Origin of the sequence: Alkalibacterium putridalgicola (assembly GCF_900109825.1) — a bacterium.
Taxonomy (GTDB): Bacteria; Bacillota; Bacilli; order Lactobacillales; family Carnobacteriaceae_A; genus Alkalibacterium; species Alkalibacterium putridalgicola.
In genome coordinates this window covers 20,945-45,485 of sequence record NZ_FOBL01000016.1, presented here as the reverse complement: position 1 = coordinate 45,485, position 24,541 = coordinate 20,945, and the positions used below count along the sequence as shown (strand labels likewise).

The following is a 24,541-nucleotide window of genomic DNA, read 5'->3' as shown; positions in this document are numbered from 1 at the left end:
TTTCGCTCTACTCCTTTATATAGATTTTCAGGCAAAACCTATTACTCTGCCTTGCCTTCACGTTGCATCAGATTCAGTATAACATATTTAACTTCAGCATCCTTGTATAACACATCATATATAGCTTCAGTAATCGGCATTTCTATCTCATGCTCTCTGGCCAGTTCGAAGGCAGCCTGTGTCGTTGATACACCCTCAACGACCATCCCCATGTTATCCAGAACAGTTTGGATAGCTTCTCCTTTACCTAACTGGTAACCTGCCCGCCAGTTACGTGAATGTGGACTGGTACAGGTGACGATCAAATCTCCTACACCGCTGAGCCCCATAAATGTCAGCGGATCGGCCCCCATCTCTACACCGAGACGGCTGATTTCAGCTAAGCCGCGGGTTACCAGGCCGGCTTTAGCATTATCTCCATACCCAAGTCCTGCAATTATGCCCGCTCCGATGGCAATGATATTTTTCAAAGCTGCACCGATCTCCACGCCAATAATATCAGTGTTTGTGTAGACTCTGAAGTAATCATTGATGAACAGTTTCTGAACATATCGGGCACTTTCAGTATCAACAGATGCCGCAGTGATAGTCGTCAAGTCACGATTGATCACTTCTTCGGCATGACTGGGGCCCGACAAGGCTACGATCCCTGTGACGCTTTCAGAAGACAGTTCTTCTTCAAGGATAGTGGAGATGCGCTTGTGTGTTTCTCGTTCAAGTCCTTTTGATGCATGGACGATCGTTACTTTTCTGTCCAGGATCGTATTTAACCGCTGGGCCAGTTCTCGGATTCCACTTGTAGGTATCACTATGACAATGGCCTCAACATCTTCAATCGCCTTTTTCAAATCTGTTGTTGCAACGATTTCATTCGGAAATATAAATTCAGGCAAATAATGTTTGTTTGTATGACTGGAATTGATTTCGTTCTTTTGAGCCTGATCTCTGGTCCAGATACTGACATGATGACCATTTTCAGTTAACACGTTCGCTAAAGCGCTGCCCCAGGAGCCAGCGCCTAAAACAGCCAGTTTTCTTCCCATTCTATCCCATCCTTTGATTGTTGACGTTCGTGTCATTTATTCATCTTTTTTTCTGATGATACTTTTTCTGGTTCTCTTCAAACACTTTTTCAGGTTCTATGCCCTCTGAATAATAAGGCGGTCTTGGGTAAACATAAAAGCGTCGATAGATGATCAAGCCAATACTTGAAACCAGCAGCAGTAGAGAAAGCAGTTGTGAAACACGGAAAGCTCCAATATAAAGACTGTCCGTTCTCATGCCTTCAATGAAAAATCGGCCTAGACCATACCAGGCAAGATAACCTAAAAAGACCTCTCCTCTAAGCAGCAGCCTGTCTTTTGCTCTCAAGAGCATTAGAAGGATAAAGCCGACGATATTCCATACTGATTCATATAAAAAGGTTGGATGGTAATACGTTCCCTTGATATTCATCTGTTCGATGATGAAGTCGGGGAGCTGAAGTCCCTCAAGGAACTGACGACTGACTGCTTCACCATGGGCTTCCTGATTGACAAAGTTTCCCCATCGACCAATGGCCTGGGCGATCATAACATGGGGAGCAAGGATATCGACTAAAAGCCAGACGGGGACATCATTCTTCCGGCTATACCAGTACATCGTGATAAACCCAAGGATCAAGCCTCCATAAATCGCTATCCCCCCTTCCCAAATATAAAAAACACTGAGTGGATCAGCTAAATATGTCGGCAGTTCAAATAAGACATAATATATTCGTGCACCGATCAGCCCCATCGGGATAAGCCAAAACGCCAGATCAATGATGAAGTCTTCGCCTATTCCCTGCTTATTTGCTTCACGCATACTTAACCAGATAGCAAGAAACATCCCTATAACAATAATGATCCCATACCAGGCTACTTCTAAAGGACCTAACCTGAAAGCAACCGGATCTATATTACCTATAACATTATACATTTATGAGCCTCCATCTATTCTTCCCGCGTATTCTTTTCTATCAGTTTATTCAGATTATTCTCGAATGTTTTAGTCGCATCATATCCCATTTCCTTGGCACGTATATTCATTGTAGCAATTTCAATAATGATCGACAGATTACGTCCGACTCGTACTGGAATAGAGAGTTTCGGAATATCGACATTGAATATGCGCATTTTGTCCAGATTATGCCCTAAACGGTCATACTGTCTGTTACGATCCCAGTGCTCAAGATTAATGACAAGGTCTACGCGTTTTTTCGTACGAATCGAACCGACACCAAACAGATTGACGACATCGATCACACCGATCCCTCTGATTTCGATCAGATTTCTCAAAATTTCCGGTGGTTCCCCAATGATACGTCTTTCATCCATCATGTAAAGCTCCACTCTGTCATCCGCGACCAGACGGTGTCCGCGCTGGATCAGTTCAAGGGCCGTTTCAGATTTACCGATCCCTGAATCCCCTATGATCAGTACTCCCATACCGTATATATCTATAAGGACACCATGTTGAGATATACGTTCAGCTAAGCGTTCTTCCAAAAAATTTGTCACATTTGAAGACAAACGAGTCGTTGAGCGTTTTGAGAGAAGGACGGGAATGCCTTTTTCCTCTGCCGCTTTTAACAGTTCTTTCGGTGGTTCCTGATTCCTCGAAATCAGAAAAGCTGGTGTTTCCGCCTGACACATACGCTTCATGACAATATAGCGTTCATCGCTAGTCATTTTTTCCGCAAATGAAAGTTCGGTTTTACCTAACAGTTGAATTCTATCTTGAGGATAAAAACTGAAGTATCCGGTAAGCTCCAACGCAGGTCTTGATAAATCACTGATCATAATTTTTCTATCCAGATTCTCTTCGCCGACAATGACAAGCAAATCATCCATTGAATCTACAAGCTCATGTACTTTTACTGAAGCAGTCATTGATTATCTCCTTTATTCATTGATATAAACATACCTTCATCATATCATATTTGGCTAGGTCATAATAGAAAAACCGGAGGCACGGCATACAAAAAAGGCTTAATGCGAATACCTGCATTAAGCCTTTTTTACTATGCGTTATTGAAGTAAGCATTTAAAGCTGATACGATCAAAGCCACCAGTAGTGCCAGTCCAAATGAACTGAATCCGAAGCCACCGACTAAAGCGGCGGTCAGCCATAGCATCAGGCCATTGATGATCAAATAGAACAATCCTAATGTCATGATCGTTATCGGAAATGACAGGATAACCAGAATCGGTTTGACCAGTACATTCAATATCCCGAAAACGACAGCAGCCACTAAGGCGGTCAGCCAGGAGGCGATCATAAAACCATCGAGAAAACCGGCTAATGCCAGAAAAATCAATGTATTAGCTAAGATACGCTGCCACCATTTCATTGATTAAAAGTCACTCCAATCCTCTTCTTCTACTTTTTCTGCCTCTTTCCTTTTTGGTTTTTCATTATATGGACCAAATGGTGAGGATGAACGCGGTTTGTCCCCGCTCTGTGAAGTCTGATTACCATCCGGCATCACCAGTGCCAGCAGGAGATAAATCGGAACAGTTGATCCGACACCTACAAACGTTGCAACGACGACGATGACACGCAGCAGGACAGGATCGATATTGAAATACTCTCCGATCCCTCCCAGAACTCCAAATATGACTGCATTGTTTTTTGATTTAGTTAGTTTACTCATTTTTGACCTCATTCCCTTTCAAATTATTTGTCAGTATCTTTTAGTAAGACATTTCCAGTTGTGGTTGATACATTGAAATCAAAAGACGTTTCATCTACAACTCTTTTAAAACGTTTCGTATTTTCAGAATCATCATTGACTTCAACATTACTTAAGCGGCTTTTGATCTTGCCGAACGTTGTTTTTGCCTTCCCTTCAAGGGTGACATTATCTGGAACGGCCAGTTTCACGTTACCATTAACGGTCGCCGCTTTAAGTCTGGCGATCGACTCATTTTTAACCGTCACTTTCACTTCGCCATTGGTTGTGGACAGATCGCCGCTTTCCAGCTCTCCATCATATGCCAGAGAACCATTGACAGTACTGGCGAGCAGATCTTTCAGCTGGCTGTTATTTACGGTTACCGACCCATTTGAGCCTTTTGCTTCAAGCATCGTGCCGCTCAGTTTATCAAATGTAATGGAACCGTTCGTCGATTTAGCATAAACATCTTTGACATCAAGTTCATTCACCATCACTTTTCCATTCAACGTATTGATCGAAAGATAATCATACGTTCTTTCTGGCAAGGTCAAGGTCAAGTCCGCATAAACGCGTTTATTCGGTACATGTACGATCAGTTTATCTTCATCCGCATTGACGGTACTGCGTGCAGCGAATGATTCCTCCGGGGTAGCCTCGTCCATACGACCATAAAGTTTTCCTTTAGCTGATAGAGAGATCGTCTCGGTATTCCCTTTGTTGATCGTGATCTTTCCGTTAGCTACTTTGATGTCTATGATCGTTGCTGTCGAATCATCAAACGCCCACTCTTTGCTGTACTCTTTGGATGCCAGTGTAGGAAATTTCAAACTGACATTCTTCCAGTCGAAATTCTCAAACACATTATCCAAAGATGTACGGATCGTCTGCTTCACATCTTTATCAGAAGCCTGGTTCACTTTCTTTTTAAAAAGAGAAGACATTTCTTTGCTTGCCTCTTCGATTCGTTTTCCGGCTTTTGTCAGTTCTTCACTGGCTTCTTTCTTCCAGTCTTCTGGAATTTCAAAGCTTGACGTGGCTTGTTTTGCTTTCAGCGTCCACTGTCTGACTTTTGAACGATTTAGCTGTTTGACACATTCCTCTTTTTCACGACTGAGTTCTGCTTTTTTCTCTTCCAGTCGATCGACCGCAGCACTCAGTTCTTTAATATGGCTGTCATCTTCAAAGTCCTGTTCAGTCATTTCAACCTGTTCAAGTTCTTTTGACAGCTTGTCTATTTTATTGCGAAGCGAAACGATTTCCTCTGTATTATCCACTTCATCCAACTGCTTGATCAATTCCAGTTCTTTTTGAACGAGTCGGATCTCTTCTGAGATAGCTTCTTTTCTTTCTGTAATGTCAGACTGGCTGTCTTTGGTCAGCTGATTCAATTCCGTGTTCTTTGCATTCAATTCAGCATCCACGTCACTGAGTTGCTGATTCAAGGTGTCAAGTTTCACAGAACAGGCATTGATTTCTTTGACCAATGCTTCAAGTTCAGCTTCCGCTTCGTTTTGATCCTGTACCGGTTCCTTGTCCTCTGCTTTTTCGCTGGCCTTCGCTGTGTCAGTATTGTCGACAGTTTCGTCAGTAAACTCTTCTGCTTCGACTTTTTTGCCTTCTTTACTGATCGTATTTTCCAGCAGGTCCAGTCCTTCTTCAGTTGATAATATGCCTTTTTTCATCAGGTCTATAATACGTTCTCTTTCGTTCATTCAAAGCCCTCCTATATAGGTTCCTTTAATCGATACATCATAGTTATTTTCGTTCTATACTTATTATGCATCAACTTTTTTAAAATGTCATAGGACTTACGACTGATTTTTACGTATTAACAGCTTACATCATTCATCTTGTTGGAGGAAACCGCACCTCACCCGCTCTTATGCTTAGTCAGGATCTTCTTCAGGTAGTGACCGGTATAGCTCTCTTTACATTCAGCAACCTCTTCAGGTGTGCCAGTCGTAATGATGGTTCCTCCACCTTCACCACCTTCGGGACCAAGGTCTATGACATGATCGGCCACCTTGATGACATCCAGGTTGTGTTCGATGACGAGCACTGTATTCCCTGCTTCCACTAACCGGTCAAGGACCTGCAGCAGTCTAGCGATATCATCTGCATGGAGTCCGGTCGTCGGTTCATCCAGAATATAAAAGTTATGACCATTCTGTCTCTTGTGCAGTTCGCTTGCCAGTTTCATTCGCTGGGCTTCACCACCGGAAAGCGTCGTTGCCGGCTGACCAAGTGTCATATAACCGAGACCCACATCAATGATCGTCTGCAGCTTGCGCTCGATTTTAGGAACGTTGGAAAAGAAGTCGACAGCTTCTTCTATCGTCATTGCCAGTACGTCAGCGATATTCTTGCCTTTATATTTCACTTCCAGCGTCTCGGAATTGTAGCGTGTCCCGTGACACACTTCACACGGGACGTACACATCCGGAAGGAAATGCATTTCTATTTTCAAGATACCGTCACCCTTACAGGCTTCACATCTTCCACCTTTGACGTTGAAACTGAATCGCCCTTTCTTGTAACCGCGCATTTTGGCTTCATTCGTCTTGGCGAACAAATCTCGTACATCATCGAACACACTGGTATATGTCGCCGGGTTACTTCTTGGTGTACGTCCAATCGGGCTCTGGTCGATATCGATCACTTTTTCCAGCTGTTCATAACCTTCAATAGACTTGAATTTGCCGGGACGTTTCTTCGACCGTCCCACTTCGCGGGCAAGTGCCTTGTGGAGGATCTCGTTGATCAGTGAACTCTTACCTGAGCCTGAAACACCTGTGACAGCGATAAAGCGACCAAGTGGAAAGTCAACATCGATATTCTTCAGATTATTTTCTTCTGCACCTTTGATGCTAATGATCCCGTCATCATTCGTGCGTCTGGTTTTTGGTACAGGTATCTCTTTTTTTCCAGATAGATAGGCACCCGTGATCGAGTCAGGATTCGATTCGATGTCAGCTGGAGAGCCGGCAGCTACGACTTGTCCGCCTTTTTCTCCAGCACCCGGACCTATGTCGACAATATAATCTGCCGCACGCATCGTGTCTTCATCATGCTCCACAACGATAAGGGTATTACCCAGATCACGCATTTTTTTCAATGAATCGATCAGACGATTGTTGTCTCTCTGATGCAGACCTATGGAAGGTTCATCCAGAATATACAATACGCCGGAAAGATTTGATCCGATCTGAGTTGCCAGTCGGATCCGCTGAGCTTCTCCTCCTGACAGTGTCCCCGCTTTACGGTTCAGCGTCAGATAATCCAGCCCGACGTTTCTCAGGAAAGAAAGCCGGTCATTGATTTCTTTTCTGATCGGTTTAGCTATAGCTGTATCATTGGCTGAAAGGTCAAGGGATTCGAAAAATACCTTCGCATTCTCAATGGAGAGCTGACTGACTTCTCCCAGGTCCTGTCCTTCGATCTTCACAGCCAGAGCTTCTCTGTTCAGTCGTTTGCCGTGACAGACGTGACATTCCAGTTCAGTCATATACTGCTGCATCACTCGGCGGGTATAGTCACTGTTTGTTTCATGATAGCGTCTGTTGACATTCGGGATGACACCTTCAAAAGGAATCATCGTGTCTCTGACACTGCCGAAATCATTTTTATAGTGGAAATGGAATTTTTTCTTTTTCGATCCGTACAGGACGATATCCCTGTGTTTTTTTGGCAGATCCTTGAAAGGAATGGTCGTATCGATATCAAAGGTCTCACAAGCCTGTGAGAGCATTTGCGGATAGTAGTTCGAACTGATCGGCTGCCAGGGAAGCAGCGCCCCATCATCTAGTGAGAGCGTTTTGTCAGGAACCACTAAATCGATATCCACTTCCAGCTTTGTACCCAGCCCGTCACATTCCGGGCAGGCCCCAAAGGGTGCATTAAAGGAAAACAGACGCGGTTCCAGGGGCGGCAATGTAAATCCGCACACCGGGCAGGCATAGTGCTCACTGAACAGCACCTCTTCTTCCCCGATGATATCTGCGATCACATAGCCTTCTCCCAGTTGCAGGGCGGCTTCTAAAGAATCGAACAGCCGTGTTCGGATACCTTCTTTAATAGCGATGCGGTCTATTATGACGTCGATAGAATGGTTGAGGTTTTTATCCAGCTCGATCTCCTCATCGATATCGACGAGTTCTCCGTCGATCCTCATTCTTACGTACCCTTCGCTCTTGATCTTTTCGAGCACTTTTTTATGCTGCCCTTTTTTCTCTTTCACCACGGGGGCAAGAATCTGGAGTCGGGTCTTTTCCGGATATTCCAAAAGCCGGTTGACCATCTGTTCGATGGACTGACTAGAAATGACTGTCCCGTCATTCGGACAGATCGGTGTCCCGATCCTGGCGTACATGAGTCGTAAAAAGTCATTTATTTCGGTCACGGTTCCGACAGTGGAACGCGGGTTATTGCTCGTTGTTTTCTGATCGATGGAAATGGCCGGGCTGAGCCCTTCGATACTATCGACATCCGGTTTATCCATCTGACCCAGAAACTGCCTCGCATAAGAAGACAAGGATTCGACATACCGACGCTGTCCTTCAGCATAAAGCGTGTCAAATGCGAGTGAACTTTTTCCAGAACCGGATAATCCCGTCATGACGACCAGTTTGTCTCTTGGAATTGTTATATCAATATTTTTCAGGTTATGGGACCGTGCCCCACGCACCTCGATTTTATCATTAGCCATGCTTTCATCCTACCTTTGTTATTCGTCTTTTCCGTTCATGAACTCTTACTCATATTGTAAAGTTTTTGTCTACGTTATGCGACTATTACACTTTCATTGACTGTCAAAAGAGAGGAAAGAGTCGTGACTCTTCCCTCTCTTTCATCCTATATTCTACCATATTCATTCGTCTATTGCGAATGTCTGTTCTACTTTGTGAGTCTTTAATATTCCCTGCGTGATTTTTTCCAGTTCCGACTGATTGGTAAATTCTCCTCTTAATAGATCCGGCAGAATCTCTGCCAGAAAATACTGGACACTTTTCATTTCTTTAAAATTCAGGATAGTATCTAATGATTCCCGGTAAATTTCATTGAACAAAGGCTCTGGATTCCCTTTTTGGATTTCCCCGAAAGATTCGTAAAGAAGATCGACCTTATCAGCGACTGACAGGATCTTGCCCTCCAGCGATTCATCTTTGCCTTCTTTCAGACGTTCATGATAGATGGCTTGGAATTCTTCCGGAAATTCCTGCTGTATGAAATGATGAGTCATTGATTCTTCCACATGTGCCAGTCGGTCACGCAGATCGGGATCGGCATACTTAACAGGCGTCTTGATGTCTCCAATAAAAATTTCTGCATAATCATGATTCAATGCTTTTTCATACAAGGCTTGCCAGTTCACCTCGCTGCCTCTGTTTTCTTCCACAGTCCCTAGAAATTGAGCAACTTTTGTCACTTTAAATGAATGCTCTGCGACAGAATGTTCTTCATACTTGAACTTCCCCGGACAGCGGTAAATTTTCTCCAGATCACTCAAACTTTTGAAGTATTCATGAATCCCCATCTTGATCTCCCCTTTTTTATTTAAAGTTACCTTATACTATCAGACTTCACTTCCTGTTTTCAACTTTTACTTTTCATCAGTGTCTTTCCAGGATCATAGACGACCTCTATAGTGGAATGATGCACAGCATAATCTGAAAGATTGTCTCTGATCTTATCCTTGATCGTTTCTATATCTTCCATTCCTTCCAGGGAAGTACTCACCGTCACAGTCATCGCATGTTCTTTGCCGTCTATGGACCAGACATGCAGATGCGAGACATTCGTTACACCTTTGATGGAAAGGATCGCCTCCTCGATTTTTTCTCTTGATAATTCTTTTGGCGTGGCTTCCAGAAAAATTTCAATCGTTTCTCTGAACAGCGGCCAGGTTTTATAGATGATAAATGAGGCGATCGCGATAGACAGGATTGGATCCAAAATATACCAGTCTGTATAGTACAAAACAATACTCACTGCTAATACCCCTATCCAGCCTAGTACATCTTCCATCATATGAAGGTTGAGGAGAGATTCGTTATGTGAGTCGCCCCGGCTCATCAACCAGGCAGAGAACCCGTTAGCAGCGATAGCGAAAAGCGAGAGCCAGAACATGCCTTCATGATTCACTTCTACGGGATCGAGAAGTCTCGGCACCGCTGTAACGAGGATAACAGCCGAGCCGCCGAGCAGGGTGACCGCCGTCACTAAAGCGCCTAATAGGGAAAAACGCTGATGGCCGAAACTGTACTGGTCATTTGTTTCTTTGGTAGATATTCTTTCAAAGTACGTGGCCAGTCCGATAGATAGAGCATCCCCCAGTCATGAACTGCATCAGTCATGATGGCGATACTATTGAAAAGAAAACCGAAAATGAACTCGAGAGCCGAAAAAGCCAGATTCACTCCAAAGACGATCAGCATTTTCTTTGATGATTCCTGATTCATCATCGATCCCATACCATGCTGATGTCCGTGATGGTGACCATGATGATTGGAATGTTCACTATGACTTTCCTCATCCCCCTTCTCCAAAGGTTTCAGGGTGATTTTCTCAAATTCCAGCACTTTCTTTATCTGCTCCATATCAGCATCTGTTTCATCTACAGTCAACCTGCTCGTGTCGTAATCGATCGTCACTTCTGAACTCCCCGCGAACTGATTCAGTTTCTTTTCCAGGTCATCTGAGCAGTTACTGCAATGGAGACCATTCAATGTGTATTCTGTCATTCTAATCCCTCTTTTCCTGAACATGAGACGTTACTTGACTGATCAGTTCCTGCACATGTTCGTCACTGATAGAATAAATACGTGTTTTGCCTTCTCGGCGAGATTTCACCAGTCGCGCCGATTTTAATATCTTCAGTTGATGGGAAACAGTCGACTGCTCCATATGAAGTGTCCGGGCTATCGTATTCACATTCATCTCTGATAGTGAAAGCTGATAAATGATCGTTAAGCGCGTCGAATCACTTAATGCTTTAAATAAAAGCGATGCATTCTCCAGAGTTTCTTTATCGATCATACGGTTCCTCTCCTTTTATATGTACTTATGTTCATATGTTGATGTGTCGATAATACCACACCTTTGTCTATAATAAAAGCCTCAGGCGAAATCAGCAGGAAAGAATAGTTCTTCCAGTGATTGTACCTGAGGCACCTCTTGTATATTAGTACTGAATGTCTTCAAGTGTAACAAGCCCCAAGTCATGAGAATCTTCCTCGTAAATAGGCGTTTCGGTGATGACTAGTTCACCATCGAGGCGTTTCACTTTGAGTTTGCTATAGGAGCGGTTATTGAATAAAGACTCCGTAAAATCCTCAACTGTTGACAAGGACATCTGATTGGATTCTACCAGTACATCGCCGATTTCCAGCGACATTCTTTCTGCTGGACTGTTCGGTCTTACTGCAACGACTCTGAGACCGGCCGGATCAGGACCGAATTTAAAGGCCCATTTCCTTTCACGCTGTCTGTGTCTGTACAGCACGTATATCCCCCCGACCAAAAGGATGCTCAATCCTACAGCGCTCAGTTCTTCAATCCAGAAGGTCAAAGCAAAAAGAACAGCACTCAGTACACTGAGTATGGCAAAATCTTTTATCAAGGCCTGTTTCGCTTCAGATGGAAGCTGTGCCTGAACGGTGTACCTGAACCCTAGGAGCACCGGTATAAGTAGAAATGAATAGGTCTGACTTCCAATAGAAAAAACTGGCCACCATTCGAAAAGAGCGGTAAAGGTATCGCCTGGGACAACCACGGCTAAAGGCATCAGCCATAACGGTGTCATACGGTAGCGGGCAACCAGTTTCCCTCTTTTCGTTTTCAAGAATCTTGGAACGAACTGCTTCATATTTCCTTTATAGAGCACTCCGATCGTACTGATAAGAATTAAGACAGCAAACAGATAAATAATCTGAACACTCCCGTAACTCATGGCAGTCTGGCTTACGATTGGGCTGTTCCATCGGTCCAATATCTGCCCGAACAATGAGGCATCAGTAACAAACATATTTAAAATCAGGACAGTTAATCCTGAGGCACTGAATGTGAAAATAGGATGGATGAACCGGTAGCCCAGCCCTAGAAAGAGGATGGTCACGATCTGGTAAATAATCATCCAGTCGATCGTTACCGGCATGCCGATGAAAATGGAAAACAGGGAAAGTATGACTCCGGGAACGAGTCCCCAGGTAAGGAATCGTTTGATTTCAAAATTGTCTTTATATATCGTTGTTCGCAGCTTGCTTCTGGAATATTTAAATCGTCTGGTTTTGGCTAAAATGGCTAATACAACACCGATTATAAACGTCGGCTGCAGTACAAATACTAAAAGTGCAAGTAAACTATTTTGAAACAGTGTCATAACTTTCATCCCTTCGACTCATTATTAATCTTATTTTATCATATTAAGAGGCAACTTACTGTGCTTATAGAAAAAAACTCCTTATGTGAGAACGGTCGCTTCACGTAAGGAGTTACTCTTTTAATTTAAGGACGTCCAAACCCGGCCACATAGCGTGACCAGTATCCTGACGTGAATGAAGCAACAGCTACACCCGTTGATGTCTGTGCCCCAATGAATTTGCCGCCACCTAAATAGATACCGACATGATCGATGGATCCTGACTGATTGAAAAAGATCAAGTCGCCGGGTCTGGCCTCTGACTGGGCTAGGCGTCGGCTCGCGCCAAACTGAGCAGCTGCCGTTCGCGGAATACTTTTACCGGCTTGACGAAGGGCAAACTGAGTAAAGCCGGAACAGTCAAAACCGGAAGTTGAAGAGCCGCCATAAGAATAACGTACACCAGTCAGACTATGCGCAGCAGTCACTATAGAACCTGATGCAGGCGTACTGTTCTGGCTTGACGAGGGTGACACTGTTTCATCTTTCCCACCTGAAACGGAAACAGTCACGGGTTCAGCCGAGCGTGCTGACGTACGGGCTGTCTGAATATCCTGTAAACGACGCTCACTTCTTCGCTGCTGTGCAAGATAAGCGGCTCGTTCTTCTTCGACCTCTGACTTCTCAGCGGCAATAGCAGCCACTAGACTTTCCTGTTCCAGTCGTTTCTCATCTAGTTCTGCTTTTTTTGTTTCCAGTTCTGCAGCCAGCAGTGTCTGTTTCTCCTGATTCTCAATCATTTGCTGTTCTTTTTTTCTGACTTCTTCCTGATCTTCGATCTGGCTGGTCATTACCTCATGGTTAGCAGAAAACAAGGTATTGACCACACCTAGTCGTGCCAGTATATCTGACAGGGATTCCGCTTCGATTAGAAAGTTCAATATTTCTGATGACCGGCCTGATACTTGTACCGACCTTACTTGAGCATCTAACTTACTTTCTCTCTGATTGATTTGATTGGTCAGGACCGAAATCTCTTCTTGTGTCTTTTCGAGTTCCCGGCTCGTTTCTTCCATAACATCAACTAGCTTTTCAGCCTCTGCTTCTGTTTCTTCAATGACTGAAATGATGGATACCAGCTCGTCCTGTGCATCTTCTTCACGGGCTTTCAGTTCCGTTATTTTTTCTGAATGATCCGCTTCAGAAGGTGTTGCTTCAATCGACTCTGGAGATACCCCTAATATAATCAAACCTGTGATACTTATCATGACCCACTTCAATACTGTTTTCTTTCCCACGACTGCGTTCCTCTTCTCTGCTAATGTCTTTTATATGTATGAAAGAGGGAATATGTCCCTCTTTTTTGTTAAACTTTCAAAAATTTTCGTATAGATAATGATGAACCGATACTTCCTATGACCACGCCGATAGTTAAAAGCAAGGCGACAATCTGAATCAGGAATGGGTTAGGTGGAAGCAGACCGAAGTAAGTCCCGGATAGATAACCCATCAATGTATCAAATCCGCTTAAATATAGATATGAAATGATCGATACCGGAATCAAGGCTCCTACGAATCCGATAAGCGCACCTTCAATAAGGAACGGCCATCTGATAAACCAGTTTGTTGCACCCACAAGTTTCATGATCTCGATTTCTGTTCTTCTAGAAAAGATCGTGATGCGGATCGTGTTTGAGATCAGGAATATGGCGGTAAAGATCAGTGCGATAATGATAACTGCTCCAATATTTCTCACGGTTTCCATAATTTCAAAAAGTCGATCGGCTTCTGCGCCGCCATAGTTGACATCGTCTACAACTGGACCGATCGCTGCAGCTTCTTCCGCAACTTCTGACGTTAATTCCGGTTCTGTCGTATTCAGGATGAAGACATCGTGCAGTGGGTTGTCGTCTCCTTCAAAAAGGCCGAACTCCTCACCATAACTGCCCATAACATTATCCAGCTCATCTTCCCTGCTGGAATACTCGATCGTATCAACATTGTCGATTCCTTCGAGTTCGCTTCTTAGAGCTTCACGTTCTTCTTCTTCTGTTCCTGTTGCCACATAAACTCTGACGCTTACGTCTTCTTCTACATCTGAAGCTAATTTATTCACGTTCATCAAGAGTGCGATCAGGCTGCCTACAAGCAATAATGTGATCGCTACGGCACTGACAGCGGCAAACGTCATCCATCCATTACGAATGATACTTTTAAATGATTCTTTTATATGTCTTCCTGCGGTTCTAATTTTCATAACCGTACTCCCCTCTTTCCTGGTCACGGGCTATGCGTCCATTTTCAACAGCCAAGACACGGTGTCTCACGCGGTTAACGATTTCGCTGTTGTGTGTGGCCATAATGATCGTTGTTCCCTGATTATTGATTTCTTCAAGCAGGTCCATGATGCCCCAAGCCGTTTCCGGATCCAGGTTACCTGTCGGTTCATCAGCAATGAGGACACGCGGCATATTGGCGATCGCTCGGGCTATAGCTACACGCTGCTGTTCCCCGCCGGAAAGTTCATTAGGAAACATGCGGGCTTTATGCTTCAAGCCGACTAAGTCCAGAACTTCAAGTGATCTTTTCTGGATCTGCTTTGGATTTCTGTTCACGACCTGCATGGCATATGCCACGTTTTCATATACCGTCAAACGCGGCAGCAGTTTGAAATCCTGGAAAACCACGCCGACGTGTCTTCTCAGGAAAGGGATTTTTTTATTCTTTAAATTCATCAAATCAAATTCGCCGACTTTAACTGTTCCTTTAGTTGGCAGTTCTTCACGGTAGATCATTTTAATAAAGGTCGATTTCCCTGCACCACTTGGACCAACGACATAAACAAATTCGCCCTGGTCGATCGTGACGTCCAACCCATTAATAGCTGTAATGCCATTAGGATATTTTTTATAGACATTTTTCATCTCTATCATTAAATATATCACCTATCTATTTTTTATTTTATTTCATTCTGGTAAGCAATCTATAATGCGTTTCACTTGCTTTTTATAACCTTACTTAGTATATCATCATTTTGCCGTGTGTCTGTTTTAATAAAATTACAATTCTATTTCAATGCAAGAGACATAAAATCATTCGAGTCGTTGAAATCAATATATGGTCAATTTGCTGATAAACTTCTATCTGATGCTCAAATTGTTATAAGAACAGGCTGTATGGCCTATACATATTTTGATGATTACAGCAAAGTCACGATATAGAGGCTTTTTTTGAATATTACAAGACCCCGCACAGACCCTTTGTCTATGTCTGAAATGTGACAGAATGTGATTTGTTTCTCAAAAAGATGAGGAGCTATAGTTTTATTTTTCCCTGAACGGTTCAAAGACCCCAGTAACCACCGGTCGACTTATACTGTTTATGATGTGGTTCAGGTGATTTGCTCTCATGCGAGTTTAGTGACATGTTTCTGTCTCATTGCATTCAAAAACATGTTCTAATCCCGGTTTAGTGACATGTTTCTTCTACTTTGCATTCAAATACTTGTTCTAATCCCCGTTTAGTGACACGTTTCTGCCACTTTGCATTCAAATACTTGTTCTAATACCCGTTTAGTGACACGTTTCTGCTACTTTGCATTCAAATACTTGTTCTAATACCCGTTTAGTGACATGTTTCTGCTACTTTGCATTCAAAAACTTGTTCTAATCCCGGTTTAGTGACATGTTTCTATCTCCTTACACTCAATAACTTGTGCCATCCCTGTTCTGTCTGTGAAATACTTACATTTATCCAGTACCAGTGACGGATAAAGAAAATGGCATGACCCGCTTCACTTTAATTTAGTGATTTTAATCTCTACATGGGAAAGAGGCTGGGGCTTTTTGTCCCAACCTCTTTCGACATTTTATAAAAGCATATAGTACTAAGCTTATTTCTTTCCTTGAAGTTCACTCTAAACTAGTTCAGCTACTATCGGTTCATCGTGAGTCTTAAATAGGCATCGATGAATGGATCGATATCCCCGTCCATGACTGCATCCACATTCCCTGTCTCTTCATCTGTCCGATGGTCCTTGACCATAGAATAAGGATGAAAGACATAAGATCTGATTTGAGAACCCCAGCCGATTTCTTTCTGTTCGCCTCTGATCTCAGCCATTTCCTGTTCTTTCTCTTCCATTTCCTTTTGATAAAGCTTGGCTTTCATCATGTTCATTGCCTGCTCTTTATTCGCAGTTTGTGAACGGCCAGCCTGACTGGAAGTGACGAATCCCGTCTCTTTGTGTGTGATACGTACGGCGGAGTCTGTCTTGTTGACATGCTGTCCACCGGCGCCACTTGCACGGAATGTGTCGACACGGATATCGTCAGGATTTATTTCAATGTCGATCTCATCGTTGATTTCAGGGATCACATCGATGGAGACAAATGAGGTGTGGCGTCTTCCACTTGAATCAAAAGGCGAGATACGAACCAGACGGTGAACACCTTTTTCTGCCTTCAATAATCCATAGGCATTCATCCCTTTGACCAGTATCGTCACACTCTTGATGCCCGCTTCGTCTCCGCTCTGATAATCCAAAACTTCATATGAGAAGCCTCTCTTTTCTATCCAGCGTGTATACATACGGTAGAGCATTTCACCCCAGTCCTGCGATTCCGTCCCGCCGGCTCCCGGATGCAGTTCTACGATCGCATTATTTTTATCATAGGGTTCACTCAAGAGTAAGTCCAATTCAAACTGATTGATCGTCTGGTCAAGCTCTGTTAAATTCGATTCGATCTCAGAGCGGACGTCTTCATCATCTTCATCCCGCAGCATATCCAACAGAATAGACGTCTCTTCAATGATTTCTTCCATCTTATTGAACGTCTGATAGACATCTTTTTTTTCGTTGGCTTCTTGAATGATTTTCTGAGCCTTTTCCTGATTGTCCCAGAAAGTGGGGTCAGCCATCATATGATCGAATTCAGCTATGTCTGTTTCCAGTTTTTCTAAGTCAAAGAGACCCCCTAAAGTCTTCAACTTTTGTTCTGGCTTCATTTAATTTATTTGTCATTTCACTTATTTCCATATTGACCCTCCATTTTACATAGCGGAAAAGGAACAGATAAGCTATCCGTTCCTTTTCCAGGTTTTTATTATCCCATGCGTGTATGTGTCTTTTCGTCATGAGAAAATGTTGGTTTTTCCGACTTGCGTTTCACTTGTTTTTTATCCGAGCTTGGTGTAGCTTGTTCGCGCTGAAGGTTTTGTCTGATCTGAGATTTCATCAGCAGACGGGTAACATCGTGTTCGATTTCCCCGATCATTTCCTCAAACAGTGTGAAGCCTTCCTGCTGGTATTCAGTCAGCGGGTTGAACTGGCCATACGAACGCAGGCCGATCCCCTGTCTCAACTGATCCATCTGGTCGATATGATCTGTCCATTTTCTGTCAACGACACGCAGAACGACAACTTTTTCAAATTCAAGAACCTGTTCTTTCCCATTTAACTGAGATGTTTTTTCCTCGTAATTGGCCAGTGATAGATCAACGAGCAGTTTTTCGATCTGGTCAGCAGACTTGCCTTTCAGATCTTCCACGCTCAAGTCTTCCGGATGCACAAGTGTCGTGTGCGCAAAGTCTTCGATATGGTCCAGATTCCATTTAGACGAATCTTCCTGCTGTGTATTCAGCTGAACATAACGCTGGATTGTACGCTTGATCATAGGCACGGTCACGTAGTTCAGTGATTCTGTCTCCATGATAACTTCCTGACGCTGAGAATAAATCACTTCACGCTGTTCACGCATGACGTCATCATATTTCAGAACGTTACGACGGGTATCATAGTTGTTACCCTCAACACGTTTCTGGGCAGATTCCACTTGGCGACTGATCATACGGCTTTGGATGACAGCATCATCTTCAGCGATTTTCAGCTGCTCAAGAACCATTCGGATACGTTCGGAACCAAAACGTTTCATCAGATCATCTTCAAGTGATAGATAGAACTGAGAAACACCAGGATCTCCCTGTCGACCGGATCGTCCCCTCAACTGATTATCGATACGACGGGATTCGTGACGTTCTGTACCGATAACTGCCAGACCACCCAGTTCTTTCACACCAGGGCCCAATTTAATATCTGTACCACGTCCGGCCATGTTGGTAGCGATCGTTACAGCTCCAGGCTGCCCGGCGTTAACGACGATTTCTGCTTCACGGAAATTATTTTTCGCATTCAGCACTTCATGAGGAATGCCTTCTTTTTTCAACAAATCACTGATCAGTTCAGAAGTCTCGACAGCTACTGTACCTACAAGAATAGGCTGGCCTTTGGCATGACGTTCTTTGATGTCCGATACCACAGCGTTGAACTTGCTTTCAAGCGTTGGATAAAGCAGATCATCACGGTCATCACGGATCAGTGGACGGTTCGTTGGAATAGCAATAACGTTCATGTTGTAGATTTCTCTAAATTCTTCTTCTTCCGTTTTAGCTGTACCCGTCATCCCGGACAGTTTTTTATACATACGGAAATAGTTCTGGAAGGTGATCGTTGCCATCGTCTTGGATTCTTTCTGGATCTCGACGTTTTCTTTCGCTTCGATCGCCTGATGCAGTCCATCTGAATAGCGGCGGCCTTCCATGATACGACCGGTAAACTGGTCAACGATTTTAACTGCATTATCGTCGACAACATAATCGATATCGCGCAGCATAATGTAGTTGGCACGCAGCGACTGGTCCAGGTGATGCACAAGAGCCTGGTTGCCGATATCATACAAGTTCGGTACGTGGAAAGTACGCTCAGCCTTTTCGATACCTTCTTCTGTCAAGGAGATCGATTTAGATGACAGATCGATCGTATAGTCTTCTTCTTCTTTCAGTCCTTTGACAAAGAAATCACAGCGTGTATAGAAAGACGTGGATTTATTGGCTTGTCCTGAGATGATCAGCGGTGTACGGGCTTCATCGATCAGGATAGAGTCGACCTCATCCAGGATCGCAAAGTTCAAGGGACGCTGAACCATTTGTTCTTTATATACAACCATGTTGTCTCTTAGATAATCAAACCCAAGTTCATTATTCGTTGAATAGGTAATGTCACACAGGTAAGCTTCTCTTTTCTCGGCAGACGTCTTGGCGTTAAGGTTCAGACCAACAGTCAGTCCCATCCATCTGTAAAGTTCGCCCATCTCTTCCGCGTCACGTGTGGCCAGGTAATCATTGACCGTGACGACGTGTGCACCTTCACCGGCGATGGCATTCAGGTAAACAGGCATCGTGGCTGTCAGGGTCTTTCCCTCACCTGTTTTCATCTCGGAAATATTGCCTTCATGTAAGGAGATGCCACCCATAAGCTGTACTCTGAATGGATAAAGTCCCAGCACACGGCGTGCAGCTTCTCTCACTGTAGCAAAGGCTTCAACAAGCAGGTCGTCAAGTGTTTCCCCTTCAGCATAGCGCTTTTTAAATGCTTCTGTTTTAGCTTTCAACTCATCGTCCGTCAAAGCTTCCATTTCACTGCCTAATGCTTCGATTTTATCGGCGATTCTACCATATCTTTTCAATACTTTTTTATCGTTTTCAAATATCCTCTTTAATAAGTGAGCCATGAATGTAAATCTCCTCTATTGTTTCATTTCTACTACTATACTTCTCGAATTTCTCATACTGTATTATCATACCATTATTAAAGGGCAAATAAAAGACCTCTTAATACATATATACCCGAAGTTAATAGAACTCCTGTGTCCTGCAGACAATAGAGGGAAAGGGTTTTCAAATGATGGCTTATCTATGTTAAAATTGACCTATAATAATACTAAGGAGACGAGTTATGCAGCGCTTATTTTTTGTCAGACATGGAAAAACAGAGTTGAATCAGGGGAATTATGTTCAAGGAGGAGGCATCGATTCTCCTTTACTGGAAGAAAGCCGGAAAGATGCTGGAAAGACAGGTGAATTCTTGAATACTGAAGGCATCAGACATGTCATTGTCAGTCCCCAGGAGCGTACTGTACAAACAGCTGAACTGATCACAAAAGAATTCACATTATCTTATACCATAGATTTCGTTGAGGACTTTAAAGAAATGAAGTATGGCGACTGGGAAGGCTTACTGATTCCAGACATTGAGAAACAGTATCCTACACTTTTCCATCACTTGAGGAAACAGCCGGAATTATATGATCCAAAAACGATCAGTGGTGAGACCTATGAACAGCTGACAGCTAGAGGTAGAAAAACGATACAGGACGCTATTGCTGAGTATCCCGAAGAAGATATCCTCTTTGTGGGGCACAGTATCCTGATCATGTGCACAGTGCTTTCTCTACTGGGAAAAGGTGTGGAAAATTACCGGTCATTTCCACCGCTCAATAACACCAGCATCACCATACTGAACCGCGAAGACGGTCATTTCACCCTGGAAAAGTGGAACGGCACCGAACACTTGGAAAAAACAAATGAATGAATACAGACCAAAATAGAGGCCGGCTCAAAGTTCCCGGCCTTTTTTTGAAATTGTTAGAAAGTGAGAACATTCTGATGATCGATTTCGTTGCATAACAACTACTTCCTAGCAGCAGATCATTGTATCAACTGGTCACTAAACGGCTTTTGTGACTACTTTAAGTGAATGGACATCATTGAACTAGTCACAATTCCGATGGACGGAGATTTTACTATAGCTAAACGCAGGAAAGAGGGTGGGACTTTTTGTCCCACCCTCTTTCCATTCATATATCAGTATAAATACCACAGGTTCTTGACGATCTAATCTGTTTCGATCAATCCATATTTGCCGTCATTACGCTTGTAGACGATGCTTGTTCCATTTGTATCTGCATCTTCAAAGATAAAGAAGTTATGTCCAAGCATATCCATCTGCAGGACGGCTTCTTCAGCATCCATCGGTTTCAGGCTCAAACGTTTCGTACGGACGATCGCAGCGCTTAGGTCCTCTTCATCACCTTCGATATTAAGGTCAGCCCACAAGTCATTATCGACAGGCTGTGGTGCGTCGACGCCTTGTGAACGACGGTTCTTACGGTTGATTTTTGTTTTATATTTTCTCATTTGACGTTCCAGTTTGTCGACGACCAAGTCGACGCTTCCATATAAATCTGGGGAAGTTTCCTCTGCACGTAAAACCACATAAGGCAGTGGGATAGTGACTTCAACTTTTGCCGTTTTATCAGAGTATGTTTTCAGATTAACATGTGCATTGGCTTCCGGCACATCGTTAAAGTATTTCTCTATCTTTCCGACTTTCTTCTCTACGTACTCTCTTATGGCTTGAGTCACCTCAATGTTTTCTCCTCTAACATTGTATCTAAGCATAATACTTCACCCTTCCAAATCTAGTATAGTCTTGATCATAACACACTGACCAGGACCATCTCTAAGCAAAACTACTATGTTTGCTTAAATTAATTATACATGATAGCGTTTGCTTTCTCAATCAAAGTACACTTATAAAAATGATTAAGATCATCTGAACAAAGAGAACGTTTGAATGCTTCCGGGAGAACAACTTCTCAGAGCATCAGCCGCATGAAATACTGTCCGCCCCGTTGTATAGAGATCATCCACCAGTATGACAGAGTAACCTTCAAGTTCTGGTATCTCCTTGCTATTCAAAGAGAACGGCTGAGTCATTTCCATCCGTTCGCCCCTATTTTTCCTGGCCTGTTTTTCGCCTTTACCAATGTGACTCAATGCTTTTATATACGGTAGTCCGGCACTCTCCAGCAGCAGTTCCACCTGATTGAATCCTCTTGCTGTCCGGCTCTTTTCACTGGTAGGGATCGGCACGATAACCGATCGCTTCAGCTTAGATTTGAAATATGCTTGCAGCTCACAGGCAAAGAGCAGGGAAAGCTCACAATCTCCCATGATTTTATATTTTTCCATGTATTCTTTTGCAAAGCTGTTATAGTAAAACAAACTTTCGTGCTTGAACGGATAGTCGGGGTACATCTTTTTCCACCTCAGACAATCAAGACACTGTTCTTTTTCCGCCGGTTTGCAGCAGCTGATACATTTATTCCCTGAATCAGCCACAACATTCAGAAGCTGACGGCATCCACTGCAAAGATGGGTATGAAGTGGCTTTTCATAAAATATCTGTGAAAAAGTCACGGATGTCTCGATTGCTCCCTGGCACCACAGACACCTGTTCACTGAATCAGCCCACGACAGCGCGCCAGATCATTCATCCTTCTGATTTGTTTGAGTGCCCGTTTCATCGCCTTCGTCCAGCCCTGATGATACAAAGTGACGTGTCCATCCGGGTATTCTTTTGAACGACCGGCTCTCCCTGAAATCTGCACTAAAGCAGCTTCAGTATAAACTGTGTGATCTGCACACCACACGATCACATCTATATCATCAAATGTCACACCCCGTTCAAGAATGGTCGTGGTGGCGAGAAAATCAAGTTTCCCCTTACGCATATTCAGCACTTTTTCTTTGCGCTGGTCATCTTTTGAGTGAACGCATTCAAAGGACACATCTTTGAATACATTCTGAAAGATCAGTCTCATCTTTTCCATCATAGCTATGGTGGGAATAAAAAGGAGGAATCTCTTTTTCTGTCCGATAAGCACTAGCATATGCCGGATGAGTATCGTATTTTCAGCATACCTGTTACCAAGGATATCGTTCTTGTGATATATAGCCTTGGGTACCGGTAAGGCAAACCCATGATAGCGTGCCGGCAGGATCACTGCCTCTATCTGTTTGTTTTTGATCCGCTTTTGCATGAGCTTATCTGGAGTGGCCGTTAAATAGATCTGACACGATGGGTTTCGGCGGGCTTTTTCTGCTGCAAAGAGCAGAGCCTTGTTCATATAAAAAGGAAAGGCATCCACTTCATCTATGATCAGGATATCGAAAGCCGCTTCGAACCGATACAGCTGATGTGCCGTGGCAATGACAAGCTGTGTATACACGTAGCTCTCTTCTGCTCCACCGTATAAAACAGCTAAAGGGACATCAGGAAAGGCCTCTTGGATACGCGGAGCCAGCTCAAGACAGACATCGACTCGGGGAGAGGCTATACAGACACGCTTGTTGGATTCAAGAGCTTCCTGGATGCCGCGAAAGAGCATTTCCGTTTTACCGGCTCCCGCGACGGCCCAGAGGATCGTTTCTTTACTGCTGCGTATACTTTCTATGACCTTATCTGATGCGTCACTTTGCTGGGCTGACAGCTGACCTTCCCATTTGAGACAGGGCTTATCAAAGGATACAAACTGACGGGGATCGATCATGCTGTATAATTTGGCGCATTCTCTCACTTTCCCCATACCTATGCACTCCCGGCAATATAGACAGACGCCCCCGCAGGTGCAGGGATAGCCTCTGGTCAAGGTCGACACAGTGGAGCATCTGGCACACACACGTTCACCTTTTACAGTCATGAAGGCCGGCTTTGTAATCAATTTCCCCATATTCTCATCTGTCAGTGAAAACGGCAGCTCTTCTTTCAGCAGACTTCTGCCGTAAACCAATGATTCTTTCGTCATTCTTTTCCACTCCTTAATACATTCGTTACTCTATATATTTACAAACGCGAGGAAAAATGACTTTTTTCATAAAAAAAAAGCACCAGATAACTGGCACTTTTAATAATCGATATAAAATAATAGCGTGTTATAGTCTGTTGATATCCATAGTCCATGACATCCCTACAGCACCTTCCCCAGTGTGTACACCGACGACGGGTCCCAGAAAGCTTGATGTAAACCGGACATCAGGAAACTTGTCTTCCATCTGTTCTTTAAAAGCCTCGGCTTCATTTTCACAATAGGCATGAACGATCGTGGCAACGATCGGATAATCCTTTTCTCTAACTGATTCTTCAAGCAGCGATTCGATTTTTTTCAATGCTTTCTTTTTTGTTCTGATCTTATCGTAGGCGATGATTTCTCCGCCTCTGAATGTCAGAACAGGCTTGATTTTCAAAGCTGTTGCTACACCCCCTGCCACTCGGGACAATCGCCCGCCTTTGATCAGGTTGGTCAAATCATCGACAACAAAGTAGATGGCTGTTTCTTTTTTGATTTTATCCAGCTGTTCAATGATCTCATTCACTGAGTGGTTCTCTCTTGCCAGTTTTGCAGCTGCTTTGACTAGAAAAGCCTGACCTGCACCGGCCATTTCCGAATCATAAGGATAAACATTCAGACCTTCCATTGTTTTAGCCACACTGTAAGCGTTCTGGAACGTACCTGAAATCCGGCTGGAAAGATGGATACTGATCACTGCATCATACTCTTTTTCCAGTTCCTGATAAAGCGTAGTCAGTTCCCCTACGGTCGGTTGAGAACTAGTCGGAAGCTGTTCTGATTCTCTCACCATTTTAAAGAAATCATCCGATGTGATATCCACTTCTTCTTTATAGACTTCATTTTTGAAAATAACTGATAAAGGGACCATATAAACGTTGTCCTGTTCATATTCTTCCCTGTTTAAGTAAGCTGTACTATCTGTTACAATAGCTATACGCATTTTTTCACCTCGCT

22 protein-coding genes are annotated in these 24,541 nt (G+C 43.5%); 1 reads left to right on the top strand and 21 read right to left on the bottom strand.

Annotated features, from left to right (window positions below; all coding sequences use genetic code 11):
* Positions 1–41: 41 nt before the first annotated feature.
* The 17 genes from BMX84_RS06775 to secA all read right to left on the bottom strand — a co-directional run bounded on the left by BMX84_RS06775 (position 42) and on the right by secA (position 19,624).
* Positions 42–1,043: an NAD(P)H-dependent glycerol-3-phosphate dehydrogenase gene (locus BMX84_RS06775; RefSeq protein WP_091488315.1), complete on the bottom strand. Its 1,002-nt coding sequence runs from the start codon at positions 1,041–1,043 to the stop codon at positions 42–44.
* A gap of 40 nt (positions 1,044–1,083) precedes the next feature.
* Positions 1,084–1,959: a prolipoprotein diacylglyceryl transferase gene (gene lgt, locus BMX84_RS06770; protein WP_091488313.1), complete on the bottom strand. Its 876-nt coding sequence runs from the start codon at positions 1,957–1,959 to the stop codon at positions 1,084–1,086.
* Positions 1,960–1,973: 14 nt separating this feature from the next.
* Entirely contained in the window at positions 1,974–2,912 is a 939-nt protein-coding gene (gene hprK, locus BMX84_RS06765; RefSeq protein ID WP_091488311.1) for an HPr(Ser) kinase/phosphatase, read from the bottom strand.
* A gap of 131 nt (positions 2,913–3,043) precedes the next feature.
* Entirely contained in the window at positions 3,044–3,373 is a 330-nt protein-coding gene (locus BMX84_RS06760; protein ID WP_091488310.1) for a phage holin family protein, read from the bottom strand.
* A 3-nt stretch (positions 3,374–3,376) separates the two neighbouring features.
* Complete coding sequence (locus tag BMX84_RS06755) at positions 3,377–3,676, bottom strand: PspC domain-containing protein (RefSeq protein ID WP_091488308.1); 300 nt, start codon at positions 3,674–3,676, stop codon at positions 3,377–3,379.
* Positions 3,677–3,699: 23 nt separating this feature from the next.
* The gene (liaX, locus tag BMX84_RS06750; RefSeq protein WP_091488307.1) at positions 3,700–5,412 is read right to left on the bottom strand and encodes a daptomycin-sensing surface protein LiaX; all 1,713 of its coding nucleotides are present in this window, start codon (positions 5,410–5,412) and stop codon (positions 3,700–3,702) included.
* Between the two features lie 158 nt (positions 5,413–5,570).
* Positions 5,571–8,405, bottom strand: a complete 2,835-nt coding sequence (gene uvrA, locus BMX84_RS06745; protein ID WP_091488305.1) for an excinuclease ABC subunit UvrA — start codon at positions 8,403–8,405, stop codon at positions 5,571–5,573.
* A 162-nt stretch (positions 8,406–8,567) separates the two neighbouring features.
* Positions 8,568–9,233, bottom strand: coding sequence for an HD domain-containing protein (locus tag BMX84_RS06740; protein ID WP_091488303.1), 666 nt, complete (start codon positions 9,231–9,233; stop codon positions 8,568–8,570).
* A 59-nt stretch (positions 9,234–9,292) separates the two neighbouring features.
* Positions 9,293–9,988 (bottom strand): cation diffusion facilitator family transporter, encoded by a 696-nt coding sequence (locus tag BMX84_RS06735; protein WP_246119133.1) that lies wholly within the window; start codon positions 9,986–9,988, stop codon positions 9,293–9,295.
* Positions 9,928–10,440 (bottom strand): heavy-metal-associated domain-containing protein, encoded by a 513-nt coding sequence (locus BMX84_RS12720; RefSeq protein ID WP_246119132.1) that lies wholly within the window; start codon positions 10,438–10,440, stop codon positions 9,928–9,930. Before BMX84_RS12720 ends, BMX84_RS06735 begins: the two co-directional genes overlap by 61 nt.
* Position 10,441: 1 nt before the next feature.
* Positions 10,442–10,735, bottom strand: coding sequence for an ArsR/SmtB family transcription factor (locus BMX84_RS06725; RefSeq protein ID WP_091488302.1), 294 nt, complete (start codon positions 10,733–10,735; stop codon positions 10,442–10,444).
* A 145-nt stretch (positions 10,736–10,880) separates the two neighbouring features.
* On the bottom strand, positions 10,881–12,077 hold the full coding sequence (locus BMX84_RS06720; RefSeq protein WP_143058686.1) for a PDZ domain-containing protein: 1,197 nt from the start codon (positions 12,075–12,077) through the stop codon (positions 10,881–10,883).
* A 125-nt stretch (positions 12,078–12,202) separates the two neighbouring features.
* Positions 12,203–13,354: a C40 family peptidase gene (locus tag BMX84_RS06715; RefSeq protein ID WP_091488299.1), complete on the bottom strand. Its 1,152-nt coding sequence runs from the start codon at positions 13,352–13,354 to the stop codon at positions 12,203–12,205.
* A 68-nt stretch (positions 13,355–13,422) separates the two neighbouring features.
* A complete protein-coding gene (gene ftsX / locus BMX84_RS06710) occupies positions 13,423–14,313 on the bottom strand; it encodes a permease-like cell division protein FtsX (protein WP_091488297.1) in 891 nt (296 codons plus the stop codon).
* Entirely contained in the window at positions 14,303–14,989 is a 687-nt protein-coding gene (gene ftsE, locus BMX84_RS06705) for a cell division ATP-binding protein FtsE (protein WP_091488296.1), read from the bottom strand. Before ftsE ends, ftsX begins: the two co-directional genes overlap by 11 nt.
* Before the next feature lie 1,000 nt (positions 14,990–15,989).
* Positions 15,990–17,094 (bottom strand): peptide chain release factor 2 gene (gene prfB, locus BMX84_RS06700; protein WP_177165494.1). Its coding sequence is split into 2 segments (ribosomal slippage): positions 15,990–17,030 and positions 17,032–17,094, totalling 1,104 coding nucleotides; the frame shifts between segments, so codons are not numbered across the junction.
* A 67-nt stretch (positions 17,095–17,161) separates the two neighbouring features.
* On the bottom strand, positions 17,162–19,624 hold the full coding sequence (gene secA / locus BMX84_RS06695) for a preprotein translocase subunit SecA (RefSeq protein WP_091488293.1): 2,463 nt from the start codon (positions 19,622–19,624) through the stop codon (positions 17,162–17,164).
* A 224-nt stretch (positions 19,625–19,848) separates the two neighbouring features.
* Between secA and BMX84_RS06690 the strand changes: the two genes are divergently transcribed.
* Entirely contained in the window at positions 19,849–20,484 is a 636-nt protein-coding gene (locus BMX84_RS06690; protein ID WP_091488292.1) for a histidine phosphatase family protein, read from the top strand.
* A gap of 302 nt (positions 20,485–20,786) precedes the next feature.
* Here the strand turns inward: BMX84_RS06690 and hpf are convergent, their stop codons facing one another.
* The 4 genes from hpf to BMX84_RS06670 form a co-directional block, all read right to left on the bottom strand.
* Positions 20,787–21,353 (bottom strand): ribosome hibernation-promoting factor, HPF/YfiA family, encoded by a 567-nt coding sequence (hpf, locus tag BMX84_RS06685; RefSeq protein WP_091488290.1) that lies wholly within the window; start codon positions 21,351–21,353, stop codon positions 20,787–20,789.
* Between the two features lie 150 nt (positions 21,354–21,503).
* On the bottom strand, positions 21,504–21,992 hold the full coding sequence (locus BMX84_RS06680; protein ID WP_091488288.1) for a ComF family protein: 489 nt from the start codon (positions 21,990–21,992) through the stop codon (positions 21,504–21,506).
* Between the two features lie 200 nt (positions 21,993–22,192).
* On the bottom strand, positions 22,193–23,542 hold the full coding sequence (locus BMX84_RS06675; RefSeq protein ID WP_143058684.1) for an ATP-dependent helicase ComFA: 1,350 nt from the start codon (positions 23,540–23,542) through the stop codon (positions 22,193–22,195).
* 127 nt (positions 23,543–23,669) lie between these two features.
* Positions 23,670–24,527 (bottom strand): DegV family protein, encoded by an 858-nt coding sequence (locus BMX84_RS06670; protein ID WP_091488286.1) that lies wholly within the window; start codon positions 24,525–24,527, stop codon positions 23,670–23,672.
* Positions 24,528–24,541 lie beyond the last annotated feature (14 nt).